This is a genomic window from Bradyrhizobium sp., from assembly GCF_035701725.1.
Lineage (GTDB): Bacteria > Pseudomonadota > Alphaproteobacteria > Rhizobiales > Xanthobacteraceae > Bradyrhizobium.
In genome coordinates this window covers 1-19,674 of record NZ_DASSRP010000373.1, presented here as the reverse complement: position 1 = coordinate 19,674, position 19,674 = coordinate 1, and the positions used below count along the sequence as shown (strand labels likewise).

General features: G+C 63.1%; 16 protein-coding genes. 7 read left to right on the top strand and 9 right to left on the bottom strand.

What is annotated here, in order from left to right:
- Positions 1–1,761 (top strand): DNA mismatch repair protein MutS (gene mutS / locus VFL62_RS22455; protein WP_325174589.1); only part of this gene is annotated, 1,761 nt, incomplete at its 5' end.
- Positions 1,762–1,871: 110 nt separating this feature from the next.
- Here the strand turns inward: mutS and VFL62_RS22450 are convergent.
- Complete coding sequence (locus tag VFL62_RS22450) at positions 1,872–2,672, bottom strand: hypothetical protein (protein WP_325174590.1); 801 nt, start codon at positions 2,670–2,672, stop codon at positions 1,872–1,874.
- 273 nt (positions 2,673–2,945) lie between these two features.
- Entirely contained in the window at positions 2,946–3,455 is a 510-nt protein-coding gene (locus VFL62_RS22445; protein ID WP_325174588.1) for an OsmC family protein, read from the bottom strand.
- Between the two features lie 246 nt (positions 3,456–3,701).
- On the opposite strand from VFL62_RS22445, the gene VFL62_RS22440 reads away from it, so the two are divergent.
- Together VFL62_RS22440 and VFL62_RS22435 are read left to right on the top strand one after the other, a co-directional pair.
- Entirely contained in the window at positions 3,702–6,485 is a 2,784-nt protein-coding gene (locus VFL62_RS22440) for a [protein-PII] uridylyltransferase (RefSeq protein ID WP_325174587.1), read from the top strand.
- Positions 6,486–6,532: 47 nt separating this feature from the next.
- Complete coding sequence (locus VFL62_RS22435) at positions 6,533–7,531, top strand: ABC transporter substrate-binding protein (RefSeq protein ID WP_325174586.1); 999 nt, start codon at positions 6,533–6,535, stop codon at positions 7,529–7,531.
- A gap of 34 nt (positions 7,532–7,565) precedes the next feature.
- Here the strand turns inward: VFL62_RS22435 and VFL62_RS22430 are convergent, their stop codons facing one another.
- Both VFL62_RS22430 and VFL62_RS22425 read right to left on the bottom strand, forming a co-directional pair.
- Positions 7,566–8,120: a methylated-DNA--[protein]-cysteine S-methyltransferase gene (locus VFL62_RS22430; RefSeq protein ID WP_325174585.1), complete on the bottom strand. Its 555-nt coding sequence runs from the start codon at positions 8,118–8,120 to the stop codon at positions 7,566–7,568.
- Positions 8,121–8,210: 90 nt separating this feature from the next.
- A complete protein-coding gene (locus VFL62_RS22425) occupies positions 8,211–8,642 on the bottom strand; it encodes a DUF1330 domain-containing protein (RefSeq protein ID WP_325174584.1) in 432 nt (143 codons plus the stop codon).
- 41 nt (positions 8,643–8,683) lie between these two features.
- Between VFL62_RS22425 and VFL62_RS22420 the strand changes: the two genes are divergently transcribed.
- The 3 genes from VFL62_RS22420 (at position 8,684) to VFL62_RS22410 (ending at position 12,800) form a co-directional block, all read left to right on the top strand.
- Positions 8,684–9,046 carry a DUF1304 domain-containing protein gene (locus VFL62_RS22420; RefSeq protein WP_325174583.1) on the top strand — a complete coding sequence of 121 codons (363 nt, stop codon included), beginning with the start codon at positions 8,684–8,686 and terminating at the stop codon, positions 9,044–9,046.
- Positions 9,047–9,161: 115 nt separating this feature from the next.
- Positions 9,162–10,388, top strand: coding sequence for an ABC transporter substrate-binding protein (locus VFL62_RS22415; protein WP_325174582.1), 1,227 nt, complete (start codon positions 9,162–9,164; stop codon positions 10,386–10,388).
- 201 nt (positions 10,389–10,589) lie between these two features.
- Positions 10,590–12,800, top strand: coding sequence for a penicillin-binding protein 1A (locus VFL62_RS22410; protein ID WP_325174581.1), 2,211 nt, complete (start codon positions 10,590–10,592; stop codon positions 12,798–12,800).
- Between the two features lie 155 nt (positions 12,801–12,955).
- Here VFL62_RS22410 and VFL62_RS22405 read toward each other — a convergent pair whose 3' ends face one another.
- From VFL62_RS22405 to VFL62_RS22385, 5 genes are all read right to left on the bottom strand, one after another.
- Positions 12,956–14,347 (bottom strand): TolC family outer membrane protein, encoded by a 1,392-nt coding sequence (locus VFL62_RS22405; RefSeq protein ID WP_325174580.1) that lies wholly within the window; start codon positions 14,345–14,347, stop codon positions 12,956–12,958.
- Positions 14,348–14,563: 216 nt separating this feature from the next.
- On the bottom strand, positions 14,564–15,403 hold the full coding sequence (locus VFL62_RS22400; protein WP_325174579.1) for a SprT family zinc-dependent metalloprotease: 840 nt from the start codon (positions 15,401–15,403) through the stop codon (positions 14,564–14,566).
- Positions 15,404–15,633: 230 nt separating this feature from the next.
- Positions 15,634–16,962 carry a polyhydroxyalkanoate depolymerase gene (locus VFL62_RS22395; protein WP_325174578.1) on the bottom strand — a complete coding sequence of 443 codons (1,329 nt, stop codon included), beginning with the start codon at positions 16,960–16,962 and terminating at the stop codon, positions 15,634–15,636.
- Positions 16,963–17,085: 123 nt separating this feature from the next.
- A complete protein-coding gene (locus tag VFL62_RS22390) occupies positions 17,086–17,898 on the bottom strand; it encodes an ABC transporter permease (protein WP_325174577.1) in 813 nt (270 codons plus the stop codon).
- A complete protein-coding gene (locus VFL62_RS22385) occupies positions 17,895–18,689 on the bottom strand; it encodes an ABC transporter ATP-binding protein (RefSeq protein WP_325174576.1) in 795 nt (264 codons plus the stop codon). The genes VFL62_RS22390 and VFL62_RS22385 overlap by 4 nt, the downstream gene beginning before the upstream one ends.
- Before the next feature lie 142 nt (positions 18,690–18,831).
- Between VFL62_RS22385 and VFL62_RS22380 the strand changes: the two genes are divergently transcribed.
- Positions 18,832–19,674 (top strand): ActS/PrrB/RegB family redox-sensitive histidine kinase (locus tag VFL62_RS22380; protein WP_325174575.1); only part of this gene is annotated, 843 nt, incomplete at its 3' end.

Genomic DNA, 19,674 nt, shown 5'->3' with positions numbered 1-19,674 from the left:
GTCACGTCGGCGGGCTCACGGCTGCTGGCGCAGCGACTCGCCGCACCGCTGACCGACAGCGCCGCGATTGCTCGGCGGCTCGATGCGATCGCAGCCTTCGTCGCCGATAGCGGCCTGCGCGATGACCTCCGCTCGACGCTGCATGCGGCGCCGGATCTGTCGCGCGCGCTGGCGCGGCTCTCGCTCGGGCGCGGCGGCCCGCGTGATCTTGCAGGGCTCCGCGATGCCATCCTCGCCGCGGATCAGGCACTGGCGCAACTCGCGCGCATGCAGGAGCCGCCCCAGGAAATTGCGGCGATCGTGGCGGCGCTGCGCCGCCCGTCGCGCGAACTCGCGCGGGAATTTGCGCTCGCGCTGGCCGAGCAACTGCCGCTGCTCAAGCGTGACGGCGGCTTTGTGCGCGAAGGCTATGAGGGCGCGCTCGATGAATCGCGCAACCTGCGTGACGCCTCGCGGCTCGTTGTCGCGTCCATGCAGGCGCGCTACGCCGACGAGTCAGGCGTGAAGGGCCTGAAGATCCGGCACAACAATGTGCTCGGTTATTTCGTCGAGGTCACGGCGCAGCATGGCGACAGGCTGATGTCGCCGCCGCTCAATGCGACCTTCATTCACCGCCAGACCCTCGCAGGCCAGGTGCGCTTCACCACATCGGAGCTCAGCGAGATCGAGGCGAAGATCGCCAACGCCGGCGATCGTGCGCTTGGGCTGGAACTCGAGATTTTTGAAAAGCTCTGCGCACTGGCAGTCGCCTCAGCTGAGGATCTGCGCGCCGCCGCCTATGCCTTCGCGAGCCTCGATGTCGCAACGGCGCTGGCGAAGCGCGCGGTCGACGACAATTACGTGCGGCCGGACGTCGACGGCTCATTGTCGTTCGCGATCGAAGGCGGCCGTCATCCGGTGGTCGAACAAGCCTTGAAGCGCGATGGCCAGCCGTTCATCGCCAATGCCTGCGACTTGTCGCCGGTGGGAGGAAGGGTGGGGGCAGGCCAAATCTGGCTGCTCACCGGCCCCAACATGGCCGGCAAATCGACCTTTCTGCGCCAGAACGCGCTGATTGCGCTGTTGGCGCAAGCCGGCTCGTTCGTGCCGGCGTCGCGGGCGCGGATCGGCATCGTCGACCGGCTGTTCTCGCGGGTCGGCGCCGCGGACGATCTGGCGCGCGGCCGCTCCACCTTCATGGTGGAGATGGTGGAAACCGCGGTCATTCTCAATCAGGCCAGCGAACGTTCGCTTGTTATTCTGGATGAGATCGGACGCGGCACCGCGACCTTCGACGGTCTATCGATCGCCTGGGCCGCCATCGAGCATCTGCACGAGGCCAATCGCTGCCGCGCGCTGTTCGCCACGCACTATCACGAGCTCACCGCGCTGTCGGCCAAGCTGCCGCGGCTGTTCAATGCCACCGTGCGTGTCAAGGAATGGCAGGGCAATGTCGTGTTTCTGCACGAGGTGCTGCCGGGCTCGGCCGATCGCTCCTATGGCATTCAGGTGGCGAAGCTCGCAGGGCTGCCGCCATCGGTGATCGCGCGTGCGAAATTCGTGCTGGCGAAACTCGAAGCACAGGACCGCGGCCAGACCGCGCGCGCGCTCGCCGACGATCTGCCGCTGTTCGCGGTACCTTCGCGCGCCGCCGCCGAGCCGGCGCCGCCGAGCGAAGGTGACAAGCTGATCGAGGCGGTGAGGGCGCTGCATCCCGACGAGATGTCGCCGCGCGAAGCGCTGGAAGCGCTTTATGCGCTCAAGGCGAAATTGCCGAAGTGATGCAGTCATTGCGGGATGGTGCGTTAGCACCAGTCCCGGAATCCCGAGATTCTCAGGTGCGCAATTGCGCACCATAGTTCGATGCTGGCGCATCGCCCCGGAACGTCGGGCTATTTGACCTTCCTCTTCCTCCGCCCGATCCACCACAGCGTGAGATTCCAGATCAGGCAGGTCGCGAGTGCGAGGCTGAGCGCGATGGCCGAGCCGAGATATAATGCGCCGAAGTGAAGGACGACGAAGGCAAGCGCAAATCCCATCATGCCCCAGCCGCCATTGGCAATCACCGCAGCCGTCGCCGGCCCGCCGATGCGCGGGTGCAGGATCAGCGTCACGCTGGATAGCACTACCGGAAACAGCGCGATCGTGCCGCTGACGAAAGGGCCGACCCAGCGCGATAACGAGACGACGAGCGCGACCAATGTGGCGACCATGGTCGCGCGCAAGGGAATATCGTACCAGCGCCGCGTGATCAGCGGCATCTTCTCGACATGCTGAAAGCGCTTGAATGCCGGAATGCAGATGCCGAACGCGATCGCGTTGGCGATGAACCCGCCGAGAAGCGTCCATGAGAACAGACGCTCGAGCGTGGCGAGCGCCATCCAGACCAGAATCGCGCCGCCAACCGCGACGACCGCATTCTGGCGCTGCGCCAGGAAGACGTAAGCCAGGCAGTAGAACATTGTGACGGCATTGACCGGAAAACTCGCCAGCGCGCCTTCGGCGATGAAGGCCGCATCGTGGTCGATCGCCAGGAACACGTAAGACGGACCGGCCGAAATCGGCAGCGTCGCGATTAGGGCGCCGATCACCGGCCCGGAGCGCTCGGTGATCATCGAGGCCGTCACCACGAGCGCGGCGGCCAGCGCCATGCGCAGCACGAGCAGCAGGATGAAGTGGAGGTCGGGAGACATGTAATTCATGGGCTAAAGAGCTGCGCGGATGGCGCGCGCGCTTTCTTCTCCCTCTCCCTTGTGGGGAGGGTCGGCGAGCGTTAGCGCGCCGGGGTGGGGGTTTTTAAAACTATTCTTGGCATTTGGATTTTGCGATGACATGAGCGCTCCGACCCGACCGTCGCTACGCGCACAGCCGATGCAAAGCATCGGCGTTCTTATTTTGAGATAGGCGACCAAAAGGTCGCCTATGCACCCTCCCCACGCTCTGCGGGGGAGGGACAAGAGCGGCGACTACACCCGGTTCATCGTCACAGAAACTTTGGGGCCGTTCTTGATGGTCTGATAGACCACGCAATAGCGCTCGGTGAGCTTGAGCAAGAGATCGAGCTTGTCCTGTGGCGCGTCGGTCGCAACGTCGAAGCGCAGGCGAATTTCCGCAAAGCCAACCGGCGCTTCCTTGTCGACGCCGAGCGTGCCGCGAAAATCGAGATCGCCTTCGGCGCTGACATCGCCCGATTTCAGCGGCACTTCGATCGCGGTCGCCACCGATTTCAGGGTCACGCCGGCACAGGCAACCAGCGCCTCCAGCAACATGTCGCCGGAACAGAGTTCAAGCCCGGAGCCGCCGGTCGCCGGATGAAGGCCTGCGACGGCGAGCGCGCGGCCGGTTGCGACCTTGCAGGCGATGCCTTCGTTCTCGATCGAGCCCTTGGCTTTCAAGGTGATGAAAGCCGCCTTCGGATCGCTCCTGTATTTTTCCTTGATCGGGGCCTGGGTGGCGCGGAGTTCGGCGGCGTCCATTGTTCTCTCCCGGATATTGTTATCCATGGATGTACCGGGTCGCGGCGGCGATGTCACCACTTCCGGTCAGGCAAAAAACCTCATAATCTTTCATCAAGTTGCGGCGGCGGCTTAGTGCAAAATAAAGTGCCGACTCATCCGTGCGGCGGACCGAGGAGACGTTATCTATAGCAGCGGAACACCGGATCCGACCGTCGTCGTGTGATGTTCGTGACAGTCGGGGCCCGGTCGATTATCGGAATGGAAATGGATAGCGTTGTGACCCAGGCTAGGTCGGTGGCCGACGAGCGCTTCGACAGCGCGCGGATTGCTGCCGCGGTCGATGCGCTGGCGGCCGAGCATGCCGGCCGTGAGGACGTGTTCCGCGCCAGCGTCGCCAAACTATTGAAAGCCGAGTTGGTCGAGGCGCGGGCGACCGCCCAGGCCGTGCTGCTGAAGGACCGTCACGGGCGGCGCTGCGCGGAAGGGCTGTGTTTCGTCCAGGACGAGATCATCCGCATCCTGTTCGAGGCGGCGACGCGGCATCTCTATCACTCGCCGATTCCATCTGGCGCCGAGCGGATGGCGGTGGTCGCGACCGGCGGCTACGGCCGCGGCCTGATGGCGCCGGAATCCGACATCGATCTGCTCTTTATCCTTCCCTACAAGCAGACCGCCTGGGGCGAGCAGGTTGCGGAGGCCATTCTCTATTGCCTGTGGGACATGGGGCTGAAGGTCGGTCATGCGACGCGATCGGTCGATGAATCGATCCGCCAGGCCCGCGGCGACATGACGATCCGCACTGCGATTCTCGAAACGCGCTTTCTGACCGGAGACAAGCCGCTCTACGACGAACTGGTCACGCGCTTCGACAAGGAAGTGGTGCAGGGCAACGCCACCGAATTCGTCACCGCCAAGCTTGCCGAGCGCGAAGAGCGCCATCGCCGCGCCGGGCAGTCGCGCTACCTGGTCGAGCCCAACGTCAAGGACGGCAAAGGCGGGCTTCGCGACCTGCACACGTTGTTCTGGATCGCGAAATATGTCTATCGCGTCCGCGACACCGAGGAACTGCTCGAGCGCGGTGTGTTCGACGCGCAGGAATACCGCACGTTCCGCCGCTGCGCCGACTTCCTGTGGTCAGTGCGATGCAATCTGCATTTCCTGACCGGCCGCGCCGAGGAGCGGCTGTCGTTCGACATGCAGCGCGAGATCGCGGTGCGCCTCGGCTATACCTCGCATCCCGGCATGCAGGACGTCGAGCGATTCATGAAGCACTACTTTCTGATCGCCAAGGAAGTCGGCGATCTCACCGCGATCCTGTGCGCGAAGCTGGAAGATGAGCAGGCCAAGCCGATCCCGGTGCTGAGCCGCATGGTAGCGCGGTTCCGGCCGAGCACGGTTCGGCGGCGGGTGCCCGAAAGCGACGACTTCATCATCGACAACAACCGCATCAACCTCGCCGCGCCCGACGTCTTCAAGCACGATCCGGTCAATATGATCCGGATCTTCCGGCTGGCGCAGAAGAACAATCTTGCCTTCCATCCCGATGCGATGCGCACGGTGACGCGCTCGCTGAAGCTGGTCAACACCGAGCTGCGCGGTGACGCCGAGGCCAACCGCCTGTTCATGGAGATCCTGACCTCGAACGACGCCGAAATCGTGCTGCGGCGGATGAACGAGACCGGCGTGCTCGGTCATTTCATCCGCGCCTTCGGCAAGATCGTCTCGATGATGCAGTTCAACATGTATCACCACTATACGGTGGACGAGCATCTGATCCGCTGCATCGGCTTCCTGCAGGAGATCGAGCGCGGCGGCAGCGACGAATTCATCGTTGCCAGCGACCTGATGCGCAAGATTCGCCCCGAGCATCGCGCGGTGCTCTATATTGCAACGCTGCTGCATGACATCGCCAAGGGCCGGCTCGAAGACCATTCGATTGCCGGCGCCAAGGTGGCGCGGCGATTGTGTCCGCGGCTCGGCTTTTCGGCCGCCGACACCGAACTGGTGGCCTGGCTGATCGAAGAGCACCTGACGATGTCGACGGTGGCGCAATCGCGCGACCTCACTGACCGCAAGACCATCGAGAATTTCGCCGCCGTGGTGCAATCGGTCGAGCAGATGAAGCTGCTGACGATCCTGACCACCGCCGATATCCGCGGTGTCGGCCCCGGCGTATGGAATGGCTGGAAGGCGCAATTGCTGCGCACGCTCTATTATGAGACGGAGCCGGTCCTGACAGGCGGCTTCTCGGAAGTCGATCGCGCGCGGCGGCTTGCAATCGCGCAAGGCGAGTTCCGCTCCGCCTTCACCGAGTGGCCGGAGCAGGAGCTCAATGCCTATATCGCGCGGCATTATCCGGCGTACTGGCTCAAGGTCGAACTGGCACGCAAGATTCGCCACGCGCGGTTCATGCGCTCAAGCGAACAGGCCGGCCACAAGCTCGCGATCAATGTCGGCTTCGACGAGGGGCGCGGCGTCACCGAACTGACGATTCTGGCGATGGACCATCCGTGGTTGCTCTCGATCATCGCCGGCGCCTGCGCCTCGGCCGGCGCCAACATCGTCGATGCGCAGATCTACACCACGACCGACGGCCGCGCGCTCGATACCATTGCGATCACGCGGGAGTACGACCGCGACGAGGACGAGGGCCGGCGCGCCACGCGCATCGGCGAGATGATAGAGGATGTGCTTGAAGGCAAGCTTCGTCTTCCCGAGGTGGTGGCGCGGCGGGCGGCGAGCCGCGGCAAGGCGCGGCCGTTCGTGGTCGAGCCGGAAGTCACGGTCAACAACCAGTGGTCGGACCGCTACACCGTGATCGAGGTGTCCGGGCTCGACCGGCCGGGCCTGTTGTATGAGCTGACGACCGCGATCTCGAAGCTCAACCTCAATATCGCTTCCGCGCACGTCGCGACCTTCGGCGAGCGTGCCCGCGACGTGTTCTACGTCACCGACCTCCTCGGCGCGCAAATCTCGGCGCCGACGCGGCAGGCCGCGATCCGCAGTGCGCTCTTGCATCTGCTCGCCAGCGAAAAGGTCGCGGCGTAAGATGAAACCAGCCGGGTGCCGGCTTTCAGCCTAACGCCGGAGGCGTCATGTCGCTGTTTCGTCGCACGTTCTTGCAGTCATTGGCGGGCGCGGCCATGGTGCCGGCGCTCGCCGGCCGCTCCGTATCGGCAGAAACGCATCGGCAAGTCCGCGTTGCGACCGGCTTGCTGGCGATGTGGCAAAGCACGGCGTGGCTCGGTGCGGAAGCGGGTATCTTCAGAAACAGACAGATCGATATGCGCCTGACCGGCGTCGCGATCGGCGGTCCTCAGGCCGCTGACGGGGTCATTCGCGGCGAATATGAGTTCGCCCATACCGGCGTACTGCCGGTCGCCGAAGAAGTGCTCAAAGGCAACGACATCGTCATCCTGGCGACGCCGACTGCGGAATTCCCGAACCAGTTCGTCATGACCAGGCGTGAGATCGCCGAATTGAGCGGACTTTCCGGGAAACGGGTCGGCGTTTTGAGCGAGACCGGTCAGACCAGCGTGGCGACGCGCATCGCCATCGAGAAAGCCGGCGCCATCGCAACCTACGTGCCGCTGACAAGATTCGACAGAATCTATGCGGCGCTCGCCGCGGGAGAGATCGAGGCGGGCGTGTTGCCGGTCGACCTTCGCTTCGTCGGTGCCTCGCGCTATGGCTGGAACGCGTTTCCGGTCCACGAATTCGGCACACCTTCGATCTTTGCCTCTACGCGCAAGCTGATCGCGTCCGATCGGGAGCTGGTGATGAACGTGATGCGCGGCTTTGTCGAAACGATCCATCTGTTCAAGACGCGGCCGGATATCGCCGTGCCCTTGCTCCAGCGCTATCTGAACATCGAGGATCGAAAGGCGGCCGATGCTCTCTACGCCTATCACGTGCCCGTTTTTCAGAAAGTTCCCCGCCCAAACCTTGGCGGGCTGCAAAACGTCCGCGATGTCCTTGCCGCCAAGTATCCAGCGGCGGCATCCCTAAAGGACACGGACATCGCAGACTCGTCATTTATCGACGAGCTTGAACGTGAGGGCTTCATCGATCGCCTTTATTCCGACCGACGTTAATACCGACGGCGCGATCAGTCTTCCGGAATTGCGTTCAAGGCGTAACGGATCGGCGAACCAGCTCCGGCTTGAGCATGGCGCCCTCATGTTCGAGCAGCCATCGTTTGCGCGAAAGCCCGCCGCCATATTTGACCAGCATGCCATCAGCGCCGACCAGGCGGTGGCAGGGGACGACGACGCTGATGGGATTCGAGCCGTTGGCGTGACCAACCGCGCGCATTGCGCGAGGTGAATTGAGCTTTGCCGCCAGTGCGCCATAGCTCATCGTGGTCCCGGCCGGAATCTTCGGCAGCGCGTGCCAGACCTTTTGCTGGAAAGCTGTTCCCGCGACGCGCCATTCGATCTCGGCGAGGCGATCGAGATCGCCCTTGAAATAGGCTGCGAGTGCTTTGCGGATCTGGCTCGGAGCTTGCGCCTGCTTCAAAACAACGCCGCCATATTGCAGGCGCAACAATTCCTGCATGCGCGCCGCGTAATCCTCCCAGTCGAGCGCGCGGAGAATGCCGTCGGTATCCGTGACCAGCAGCGCCACGCCAATGGGCGTTTCCAGTCGGTCGAGTCCAAATGTTTCGACTGGCTTCGCGCGCATCAGATTTTCCAGGTGATAGGGGCCATGTTTACGCTCTCGGAGCCTGTCAAACCGATCCCCTGCGCGCCACCCGAATACCGAGTGTCGCCGTTAGCCTTCTGGAATCTCGCCAAAGCCCTTGCCCGCGGGAAGCGGCTTGAGCCGGATCAGGCGCGAGTCCTCGACCGCGGCCTGCCGATGTTTGACGGCCTCACGATAGACGGGATCGCGGATCATCTCGACGAAGGCCGCAACGCTCGGATATTCCGCGATGAAGCAGTGGTGCCAATATTCGTCCTGCGGGCCGATCAGCATCAGCTCGAAACGACCTTGCCAGACGACCCGACCGCCGAGGCGCGAGAACACAGGCAAGCTCTCGCGGCCGTAGGCGGCATAGGCTTCTGCGCCCGAAGCGCTGCGACCGTCCGGATAGGCGGCGCGATCGCGCATGCGAACCAAGTTGAGCATGTGAATCGGGCCGGGACGATCGTTCTCGCGAAATTTCGCGAATGTTTCCTTGGTTGGATCGATATGACCTGTCATCCTGATTGCCTCTTTGCCGTCGCAACTCCCGGAGGGGCTCGATGAATGCGATAGCCAACATCTTAGTGGCGCTCGTCGCCACGCTACACGTTTATTTTCTCACGCTTGAAATGTACTTTTGGACCAGGCCGCTCGGCCTGAAAACCTTCGGCAACACGCCGGAAAAGGCCGCGGACTCGGCCGTACTCGCCGCCAATCAGGGCCTTTACAACGGCTTTCTCGCCGCCGGCCTTGTCTGGGGCCTGGTGCAGGGGAACGCGGCCTTCGCCTTTCAGATCAAGGTGTTTTTCTTAAGCTGCGTGATCGTCGCCGGCATTTATGGCGCGGCTTCCGTCTCCCGGAAAATCCTCTTCGTGCAGGCGATGCCCGCAGTGCTGGCGCTGATTTGCGTCTGGCTGGTTTGAGCGAGCTGTTCCACCTTACGTTATCTTGCTTTGCCATACCCCTTCATTCACACTCGGCATCAAATGGCGGCGTCCGTCGTCGCCGCCAATCAACACGTCTGGCGAGGGCAACGACATGAGGAACGGCCTCTTCCATTTCGTCACCGGGTCCATGCTGGCGCTTGCGCTCGGCGTGTCGTCGGCTCACGCGCAAAAGAAATACGATCCCGGAGCCACCGACACCGAGATCAAGATCGGCCAGACCCTGCCGTTCTCAGGCCCGGCTTCCGCCTACGCCTCGATCGGCAAGACGCAGGCCGCCTATTTCAACATGATTAACGAGCAGGGTGGCGTGAACGGCCGCAAGATCAATCTGATTCAATATGACGATGGCTATAGCCCGCCCAAGGCGGTCGAGCAGGTGCGCAAGCTGGTCGAGAACGACGAAGTGCTGTTCATGTTCCAGATGATCGGCACACCCTCGAACGCCGCGGTGCAGAAATATCTGAACACGAAGAAGGTGCCGCAGCTGTTCGCCGCGACCGGCGCCTCGCGATTCTCGGATCCGAAGAATTATCCGTGGACGCTCGGCTTCAATCCCAGCTACGTCGTCGAGGGCCGCATCTACGGCCAGTACATCCTGAAGAATTATCCGGATGCCAAGGTCGGCGTGCTCTATCAGAACGATGACCTCGGCCGCGACTATCTCGCCGGCCTCAAGTCGGGGCTTGGCGACAAGGCCGCAACGATGGTTGTCGCCGAGGCGTCATACGAGATTTCCGATCCCACGGTGGATTCGCAGATCCTGAAACTGAAATCCGCCGGTGTCGACGTCCTCTTCAGCGCCTCGACCCCGAAATTCGCGGCGCAGACGATCAAGAAGAACGCCGAGCTCGGCTGGAAGCCGGTGCACATTCTCGACATCAACGCCACCTCGGTCGGCGCGGTGATGCAGCCCGCCGGCCTCGAAGCGTCGAAGGGCGTGATCAGCGTCAATTACGGCAAGGACCCGCTCGATCCGAGCTGGAAGGACGATCCGGGCATGAAGAAGTATTTCGAGTTCATGGCGAAGTATTACCCGGAAGGCGACAAAACCTCGAACTTCAACGCTTATGGCTATGGCACGGCGCAGTTGATGGTCCATGTGCTGAAGCAGTGCGGCGACGACCTCACGCGCGAGAACGTGATGAAACAGGCGACCAACCTGAAGGACGTGCAGCTCGATCTCGCGTTGCCCGGCATGTCGCCGAGCACCACGCCGAACGATTATCGCGTCAACAAGCAGTTGCAGATGATGCGCTTCAACGGCGAACGCTGGGAGATGTTCGGCCCGATTCTGGAGGATACGGGACCTGCGGGCTGAGATTGCAGATGCCGTCCGCACGCGCTTTGCGCGGCCGGCATTCTTTTCGCGCGCGCCGCCCGCTTAGGGTTAAGCCAATCTGAATGTCTCGCCCTTCAAGCGGTTAGGCAGCACGCAAATGCGCCCGATTAACCATCGTTTAAGACGGCCTTAAATCGCTGACGCTAACGTCGTTCGCATCGGGACGTGGGCGTTTGGCGTATGGCGTGGGGACGGAAAAAGAAGGGCGGACGCAAGGAGCCGGTATTCGGCCTTGCAGCGGCGCTGTCCGATCTGCGGCTGTCGCCCGAGGATCGCATTCCCGGCGGCGGCGATGACCGGCCGAAAAAATCTGCCAGGCGCAAGGCCGACGATTTCGATGACGACGACGATGAGCTACCGCCGGAGCCAAAGCCGCGCGCGGCCCGCAGCGCGGCGAAGCGCAAATCCAAGCCGCGCGGCAGCCTGCCGATCGGCCGAATGTTCTATTGGGGTGCCGTGCTCGGCCTGTGGGGCGCGATCGCCGCGGTCGGTCTCATCGTCTGGGTCGGTGCGCATCTGCCGGCGATCCAGTCGCTGGAAATTCCAAAACGGCCGCCGACCATCCAGATCACAGGCAGTGACGGCAGCGTGATCGCCATCCGCGGCGAAATGCCCGGCGCCAATGTCGCGCTGAAGGACCTGCCGCCCTATCTGCCGAAGGCCTTCATCGCCATCGAGGACCGCCGTTTCTATTCGCATTTCGGCATCGACCCCTGGGGCATCCTGCGCGCGGCGATCGCCAACGTCCTGCATCGCGGCGTGTCGCAGGGCGGCTCAACGCTGACCCAGCAGCTCGCGAAAAACCTGTTCCTGACCCAGGAGCGCACCTTTCAGCGCAAGTTGCAGGAAGTCGAACTGGCGCTGTGGCTGGAGCGCAAGCATTCCAAGAACGAGATTCTCGAACTTTATCTCAACCGGGTTTATTTCGGCTCCGGCGCCTATGGCGTCGAGGCCGCCGCGCAGCGTTATTTCGGCAAGTCGGCCAAGCACGTGACGATCGCGGAAGCCGCGATGCTGGCTGGCCTGGTCAAGTCGCCGTCGCGCCTTGCACCCAACCGCAATCCGGAAGGCGCGGAAGCGCGGGCAAAGACCGTGCTGGCCGCGATGGCGGAAGCCAAGTTCATCACCGAAGCGCAGGCGCAGGCCTCGATCGGCCATCCCTCCTATAATGTGAAGCCGGTCGGCGCCGGCACTGTGAATTATGTGGCGGACTGGATCGGCGAAGTGCTCGATGATCTCGTCGGCCAGATCGACCAGAGCGTCGTGGTCGAGACCTCGATCGATCCGAAACTGCAAGCGGTGGCCGAAGCCGCGGTCATCGACGAGCTTGCGGCCAAGAGCGTGAAATTCAACGTCAGCCAGGGCGCGCTGGTGGCGATGTCGCCGGATGGCGCGGTGCGCGCCATGGTCGGCGGCCGCAACTATTCGGAAAGCCAGTATAACCGCGCGGTCACCGCCAAGCGCCAGCCGGGTTCGGCGTTCAAGCCGTTCGTCTATCTCACCGCGATCGAATCGGGGCTGACGCCGGAAACGGTGCGGCAGGATGCCCCGCTCGATATCAAGGGATGGAAGCCCGAAAACTACACGCACCAGTATTTCGGCCCGGTCACGCTGACGCAGGCGCTCGCGATGTCGCTCAACACCGTCGCGGTCCGGCTGGGCCTTGAGGTCGGACCGAAGAACGTCGTCCGCACCGCGCATCGGCTCGGCATCTCATCAAAATTGGATGCGAATGCCTCGATCGCGCTCGGCACGTCCGAAGTCTCGGTGGTGGAGCTGGTCGGTGCCTATGCGCCGTTTGCCAATGGCGGCCTCGGCGTCTCGCCGCATGTCGTCACCAAGATCCGCACGCTGGAGGGCAAGGTTCTTTATGCACGCCAGGCCGATCAGCTAGGCCAGGTCATCGATCCGCAATACGTCGGCATGATGAATACGATGATGCAGGAGACGCTACTCTCCGGCACCGCGCATAAGGCGGAGCTGCCGGGCTGGCAGGCCGCCGGCAAGACCGGCACCAGCCAGGATTTCCGCGACGCCTGGTTCATCGGCTACACGTCCAATCTCGTGACCGGCGTCTGGCTCGGCAACGACGACAGTTCGCCGACCAAGAAGGCGACCGGCGGCGGCTTGCCGGTGGAGGTCTGGACGCGCTTCATGAAGGCGGCGCATCAGGGCGTGACGCCGGCGCCGCTGCCGGCTTCGACCCCGCCGGGGCTGCTCACCACGATCGCGCAGGCCGTGGCGCCGGCGCCGGCCCCGATCGCTCCCAATTCGCCGCAGCCGGCTATCGGCCGGCCCGCCCCGATGCGCGCTTCGGCCTCGACGCGGCCGGTCGCTTCGAGCGGTCTTGGTCTTGACGGCTGGCTGGTGGATCGGTTGTTCGGGCGTTGAACCCTCGAGTGGTCCCCCGACGCTTTTACTCCTCATGGTGAGGAGCCACGCAGTGGCGTCTCGAACCATGAGGCCATGAATCGCGCTACCTTTGGCCTTATCCTTGACGCCCGCTTGCGCGGGCTCTCAGGATGAGGGGACAGGGTACGGCCACCTCAGCGCCCGTCGGGCGTCCGTGTGCCCGCCCAGTTGTCGCGCACCTGCTGATAATGAACGCTCGGATCATAGGTTTGGGTCGAAAGGCGCAACAGCTGTGGCGACAGGCGTCCCATGGCGTTCAGCACGGCGTAGGACGCGACCACCCGGTCATGTTGCGCGGTCACCAGCGCCACGCGGGCATTCACCAGCGTCTGCTGCGCATTGAGAATGTCGATCACGGTGCGCTGGCCGACCTGGGCTTCCTTGGTGGTGCCGAGATAAGCCAGTTCCGAGGCCTCGACCTGCGACTGTGCGGCGCTGACCTGCGCTTTACTCGCGACGAGCTGGCCCCATGCGGTGACGAGGTCGGCTCTCGCCTGATCGCGAATCTGCTCCATGGTGAGGCGCTGCTGCTCCAGCGTTTCCTTCGATTGCCGGATCAGCGAATATTCGGCCCCGCCCTGGTATATAGGCACGGTAAGCTGGGCGCTCGTCGCCGCCGTGAATTGATTGATCTGGGTGATGGTCTGCTGCCAGACCTTCGACACCGTCGCTTGCACCGTCAGTGTCGGGTAGAGCGCGCCTTCGTTGATTTTCACGGTGAGAAAACTGACGTCGATGCCGTATGTCGCCGCGGTTACGTTGGGGTTTTCCCGGAGCGCAATCTGCGTCGCGCCCCGCACCGTTGTCGGCAAGTAGCGATCGACCGGGGAGGCGGCTTGCAGGTTCGACGGCTCGTTGCCGATGATGCGGCGGAAGTTGGCGCGCGTGGTCGTCAGGGTGGATTCAGCCGCTTGTTCCTGACTTTGGCCGGCGGCGAGCTGCGCCTGCGATTGCGCCACGTCGGTCGGTGTGACGAGGCCGGCGCTGTACCGTTGGCGGGTCTGGTTCAAGGTCAGTTCGAGCACTTTGACGTTGCTGCGCTGGACCTCGAGGATCGCGGCGTCGCGCAGGTAGTCCATGTAGATCGTGGCCGCCGCCAGCAGCACCGACTGCTCCATCAGCCGCAGGCCTTCGCGCGCGCCGAGCACCTGGCTCTCCGCGGCACGGGTTTTGTTGGCGGTCTGATTGCCGTTGTAGAGCGTCTGGGTCACCGTCAGCGCCGCCGCATGCGGGCCCTGATCGCCCTGCTCGATCTTCTTGCCGCCCACGGTGTGGGAGAGCTGATCGATGAACTGGCCGCCGCCACTCAAGGCCATCGCGGCCTTCGGGCGATAGCCGGCCAAGGCCTGCGGCACGGCTTCGTCGGTCGCGCGCACCGAGGCGCGCTGCGCGTTGAGCTGCGGGTTGTTCTGATAGGCGCGTAACAGCGCGGCTTCCATGGTGTCGGCATGGGCATGAAGCACCGCCGTTTGACCAAGCAAAACGACGGCTGCAACCAGCCTGCCCAAAACCCTGCCCCCAAGCATCGTCAACTTATCCAACGCCTTACCCGGCCTGACAACCGTCATAGGCAATTCAGGAGTGGACCAAAAGCGCATAGCTGTGCGCTTCGAGCCACACCGGCGTGATGACGTGCGGAAAGTTGCTTACTGTGGCTTTTTCGCTCGGACCTGCCGCTCAATAGAGCGGCAGCAGCGACTTAGGCGAAGCACCGAGCGGCGAACCGCTCCAGCGCTCCGGTTCTAGTCCTGGATACCGTAGCGATGCAGATCGTTGCCATGGGTGTCGAGCCAGGTCTTGGCGCGTTCGACATGGCTGCAGACTTTCGCGACCACCTTCCAGAACCGCGCCGAGTGGTTCATCTCGACGAGATGGGCGACCTCGTGTGCGGCCAGATAGTCGAGCACGTAGGGCGGTGCGAGGATCAGGCGCCAGGAGAACGACAGCGAACCCGCCGACGTGCACGAACCCCAACGGCTCGACTGGTCGCGGATGGAGATGCGCTTCACGCGCACGCCGAGCCGCTCGGCATAGGATGTTGCCGCTTTCTGCAAATCCTTGCGCGCCTCGCGCTTGAGGTAATCATGCACCCGCCGCTCGGTATGCTCGACGCCGCCGGCGACGCAAAGGATACGCTCGCCGCTGTCGCGCACCTCAAGCCACACCGTGCCGCGGCTACCGGCGCGATGGACGATTTTGTGCGGAACGCCGCGCAGCGGCACCACAGTGCCGGGAAGAAACGGTGCCGCCTTGGGAAGACGGCCGAGGCGGGCCGCGATCCAGCCGCCATGACGCTGCGCGAAGTCCTTGGCATCGGCGATGGTGCCGCGCGGCGGGATGGTCAGGATCGCTTCACGGTCGCTCGGATGGATTCGAAGCGTGTAGCGGCGCGCACGGCGGTGCCGACGAAGCCTGACGGAATAGATTTGCGAGCCATGTTTGATCAAAAGCCGTGAAGGCTCGTAGGGCCGCCGATAAAGGAGCGCGCGAGTGGCCATGTCTGTAAGTCCGGGGATCAGAAGTTCGCCCGGATGTTGCCATATCCGCCGCCAGGGAAATCGCTCGGCGCAAAAACAAATCATTTGCCCAATATACAGGGGTTGGGCCGCTCGCGGCCTCTACAGAATGGGGTCGGAACCGGAAAAAACGACCGAAATGAGTCCCTGTTTGCAGGGTTAAGCACAGAATTAAGATTCATTACTTCGGTCGGGCCCAGATTCGGATTTCCTCCGGCCGATTCAGGGGCTTAGCTGGGAACAGGCGGGCAAGGCCGCTTGCGCCCTGAACCGCGGTTCTCGTGATGTTGCGGCGATTACTCCGCCGCGTAAGCGAGTGACGGCTTCACATTCGCCGCTGACACCATGAAGTCGCTGATGCGCGGCACGATTTCCGATTTGAAACGCGAGCCGTTGAAGACGCCGTAGTGTCCGACGCCCTTCTGCACGTAGTGCACACGGCGATGGTTCGGGATCGCCTTGCAGAGTTCATGCGTCGCTTCGGTCTGGCCGAGCCCGGAGATGTCGTCGTTCTCCCCTTCGACCGTCATCAAGGCGACACGCCTGACCTTGGAAGGGTCAACCGGCTGGCCGCGATGGGTCATCTCGCCCTTTGGCAGGGCGTGCTTCACGAAAACCGTGTCGACGGTCTGCAGGTAATACTCCGCCGACAGATCCATCACCGCCAGATACTCGTCATAGAAGTCGCGGTGCTTGTCGACAAGATCGCCGTCGCCCTTCACCAGGTTCCGGAACAGGTCCTTGTGCGCGTCCATGTGACGATCAAGGTTCATGCTGATGAAGCCGTTGAGCTGCAGGAACCCCGGATAGACGTCGCGCATCACGCCGGGATGCGGAAACGGCACCTTGGTGATGACGTTATGGCGGAACCAGTCGATGCCGCGCTCGGCCGCCAGATCGTTTACCGCCGTCGGATTGCGGCGGGTGTCGATCGGTCCGCCCATCAGCGTCATCGAGATCGGCACGAACGGATCATTTTCGGCTTCCATGATGGAAACCGCGGCCACCACTGGCACCGAAGGCTGGCACACCGCGATCACATGCATGTTGCCGCCGAGGGCGTGCAGCATCTGGATCAGATAGTCGACATAGTCGTCGAGATCGAAACGACCGGCCGCCAGCGGCACCATGCGGGCATCGGCCCAGTCGGTGATGTAGACCTCGTGGGTGGGCAGGAAGGCTTCCACGGTGCCGCGCAGCAGCGTCGCATAGTGCCCGGACATCGGTGCCACGATCAGCACGCGCGGCTGCGGAATGCGCAAGGGGCGCGTCAGCTTGCGATCGAAGTACAGCAGGCGGCAGAACGGCTTCTCCCAGACGCTGCGAACCTCTACCGGCGTGCGGATGCCGTTGACATCGGTATCGTAGATGCCCCATTCGGGCTTGCCGTAGCGGCGCGTCGTGCGCTCGAACAATTCGCAAGCGGCGGCAATCGATTTGCCGGCCTCGGTGTGCGACCAGGGATTGAGGGGATTTTGAAACAGGATCTTGGTGGCGTCGGTGACGGCGCGCGCAGGATTGAGCGATGCGTGCGCCAATTCGTACATCCAGTACATCGGCGTCGTTAGCGCCGGACTGCCTTCTGCAGCCATCGGCGGCGCACCGCCAAACTCGCCAATCGGCATTTCGTCGTTCCCTTTTGCGACGCAGCATAGTGCAAAAAGCCCAATAAAGCGTCAATGGATAGATCGGCATTGAAGCACCGCTACACAAGGAAAATACAGGACAATTCCCCGTGTTTTAACGGGTTACTCTCCCGTCTGGAGCAGTGATCCGTGGTGCCGTGCGCTGCGCAGCAGGGCCAGAAACGCGGCAAATGAGGCTGCAAACAGGGCAATATTGATCATCAGCGCGTCCAGCATAAGGTCAGAGCGGAAGACGTGCTGCATGAGCAGCGCCCGCATGCCCTCGAACACGTAGGTCGGTGGCAGCATCCAGGCGACGAGCTGCAGCCAATGCGGCAGCACGCTCACCGGATAATAGATGCAGGCGAGCGGCATGACGGCGAACATCAACGTCCAGACGATGCTCTCGGCACCGAGGCCATGACGCAGCACGAGCCCCGAGACGAAGATGCCAACCGACCAGCTCGTGAAGATCAGGTTGCAGAAAAAGGCGATCAGCGGAAAGCCGATGCCGTACAGATTGAAGCCGAAGAAGAACAGCGCCAGCAGCGTCATCGGAACCACGCCGATCGCAAGCCGGATCAAACTCATCACCATCAGCGCAATCAGGAATTCGATCGGCCGCAGCGGGCTCATCAAGAGATTGCCGAGATTGCGCGCCCACATCTCCTCGAGGAAGGAGATCGAGAAGCCGAGCTGACCGCGGAACAGGATGTCCCACAGGATCACTGCGCCGATCAGCGTGCCGCCGGCGCGTGCGAAGAAATTGGCGTTTTGCGCGATATAGCTCTGAAGAAAGCCCCAGGTGACGATCTGCAGCGCCGGCCAATAAAGCAGCTCGAGCAGCCGCGGCCACGACGACATCAGAAGGTACCAATAGCGCAGGATCATCGCGGCGATCCGCGACATCGACGGTGTGAGCGCCAACCCGCTCATGGCGTGGTCTCCTGAGCGCGGCCGCCGCGGGCGACATCAAGAAACACCTCCTCCATGGTCGAACGGTTGTAGCGGGCCATGATCGCTTCCGGGCTGTCGTCGTCCTCGATTCGCCCGCGCTTCATGATGATGACGCGGTCGCAGAGTCGCTCGACCTCCAGCATGTTGTGGGAGGCGAGCAGGATGGTCGCGCCATGTTGCTTGCGATAGGTCTCAAGGTGCCGGCGGATCCAGTCGGCGGTGTCGGGGTCGAGCGAGGCGGTCGGCTCGTCAAGCAACAGCAGTTCAGGCTGGTTGATCAGCGCCTTTGCCAGCGCGACGCGGGTCTTTTGCCCCGCCGAAAGCTTGCCGGTCGGACGGTCGATGAAATCGTCGAGGTCGAGCTCGGACGCCAACCGTTCGATCCGCGCCTTCAGATCAGTGACCGAATAAAGCCGGCCGAAGATCGTGAGATTCTGGCGCACCGTCAGCCGCCCCGGCATGTCGACGTAAGGACTTTCGAAATTCATCCGGCCAAGCACATGCGCGCTCTCGGCCGGCATCGGGTGACCTAGCACCGCAATGCGCCCCGAGGTCGGCAACACCAGCCCCATGATCATCGCAATCGTCGTGGTCTTGCCGGCGCCGTTGCCGCCGAGCAGCCCGGTGATGCCGCCGTTTCGAATCGAGAACGAGATATCGTCGACCGCGTGGGTGCTCTTGTAGGTCTTGACGAGGTGCACGACCTCGATCGCCGCGGCGTTGGCCCGGTCGGCTGGGGCAGGTTCGGGCGTCGTTTTTCCGTCGTTCATTTGAACCTGTCATTGAGGCATTCATCCCGCCAACGCAAGGCTTCCGCGGGCCCAAGGTCTGCCGTGGCCTTTCGCCGCGCTGTGCGGCGGCGCAGAAGTCCGCATTTGTCGGCCGGGGCCCGCACGGCTAAAGATCGATCCGATGTCCGATATCGCCGCCACCGATTTTCGCCTACCGCGCCGCCAGGTCCGTCTCGACACAATCCTGCGGCTGCGCTGGCTCGCAGCGCTCGGACAGCTCGCGGCCATCTTCATCGTCGAGCAGGGTCTCGAATTCGAGGTCGAGGTGGTGCCCTGCCTGACCATCGTCGGCTTTTCCGCGCTATTGAACCTCGTCCTTCAGATCCGGTTCAATCCGATGGAGCGGCTTGAGCCGATATTCGCCGCCGCGCTGCTCGCGCTCAACATCGTCGAACTGGCCGGACTCTTGTTTTTGACTGGCGGCTTGCAAAACCCGTTTTCGTTCCTGTTCCTGGCGCCGGTTCTGATTTCGGCCACCGCGCTGCCGATCAGGTTTACCATCGCACTTGGGATGCTCGCGGTCGCCTGCGCGTCCGTCCTGGTGTTCGTTCATTTCCCGCTGCCGTGGGACAGCGACGATCCGCTGGTGTTGCCGCCGATCTATCTGTTCGGCGTCTGGCTCTCGATCGTGGTGGCGATTGGCGTCACCAGCCTCTACGCCTTCCAGGTCGCCGAAGAAGCGCGCAAGCTGTCGGATGCGCTGGCGGCAACCGAGCTGGTGCTGGCGCGCGAGCAGCATTTGACCCAGCTCGACGGGCTGGCGGCGGCTGCCGCGCACGAGCTGGGCACGCCGCTGTCGACGATCTTTCTGATCTCGCGCGAGCTGGAGCAGGGGCTCGAGGACAAATCGCCGCTCGCCGGCGATATCAGGACCTTGCGCGAGCAGGCGCAGCGCTGTCGCGACATCCTCGCCAAGATCACGCAGTTGTCTTCGACAGGCGCGCCGTTCGATCAGATGCCGCTG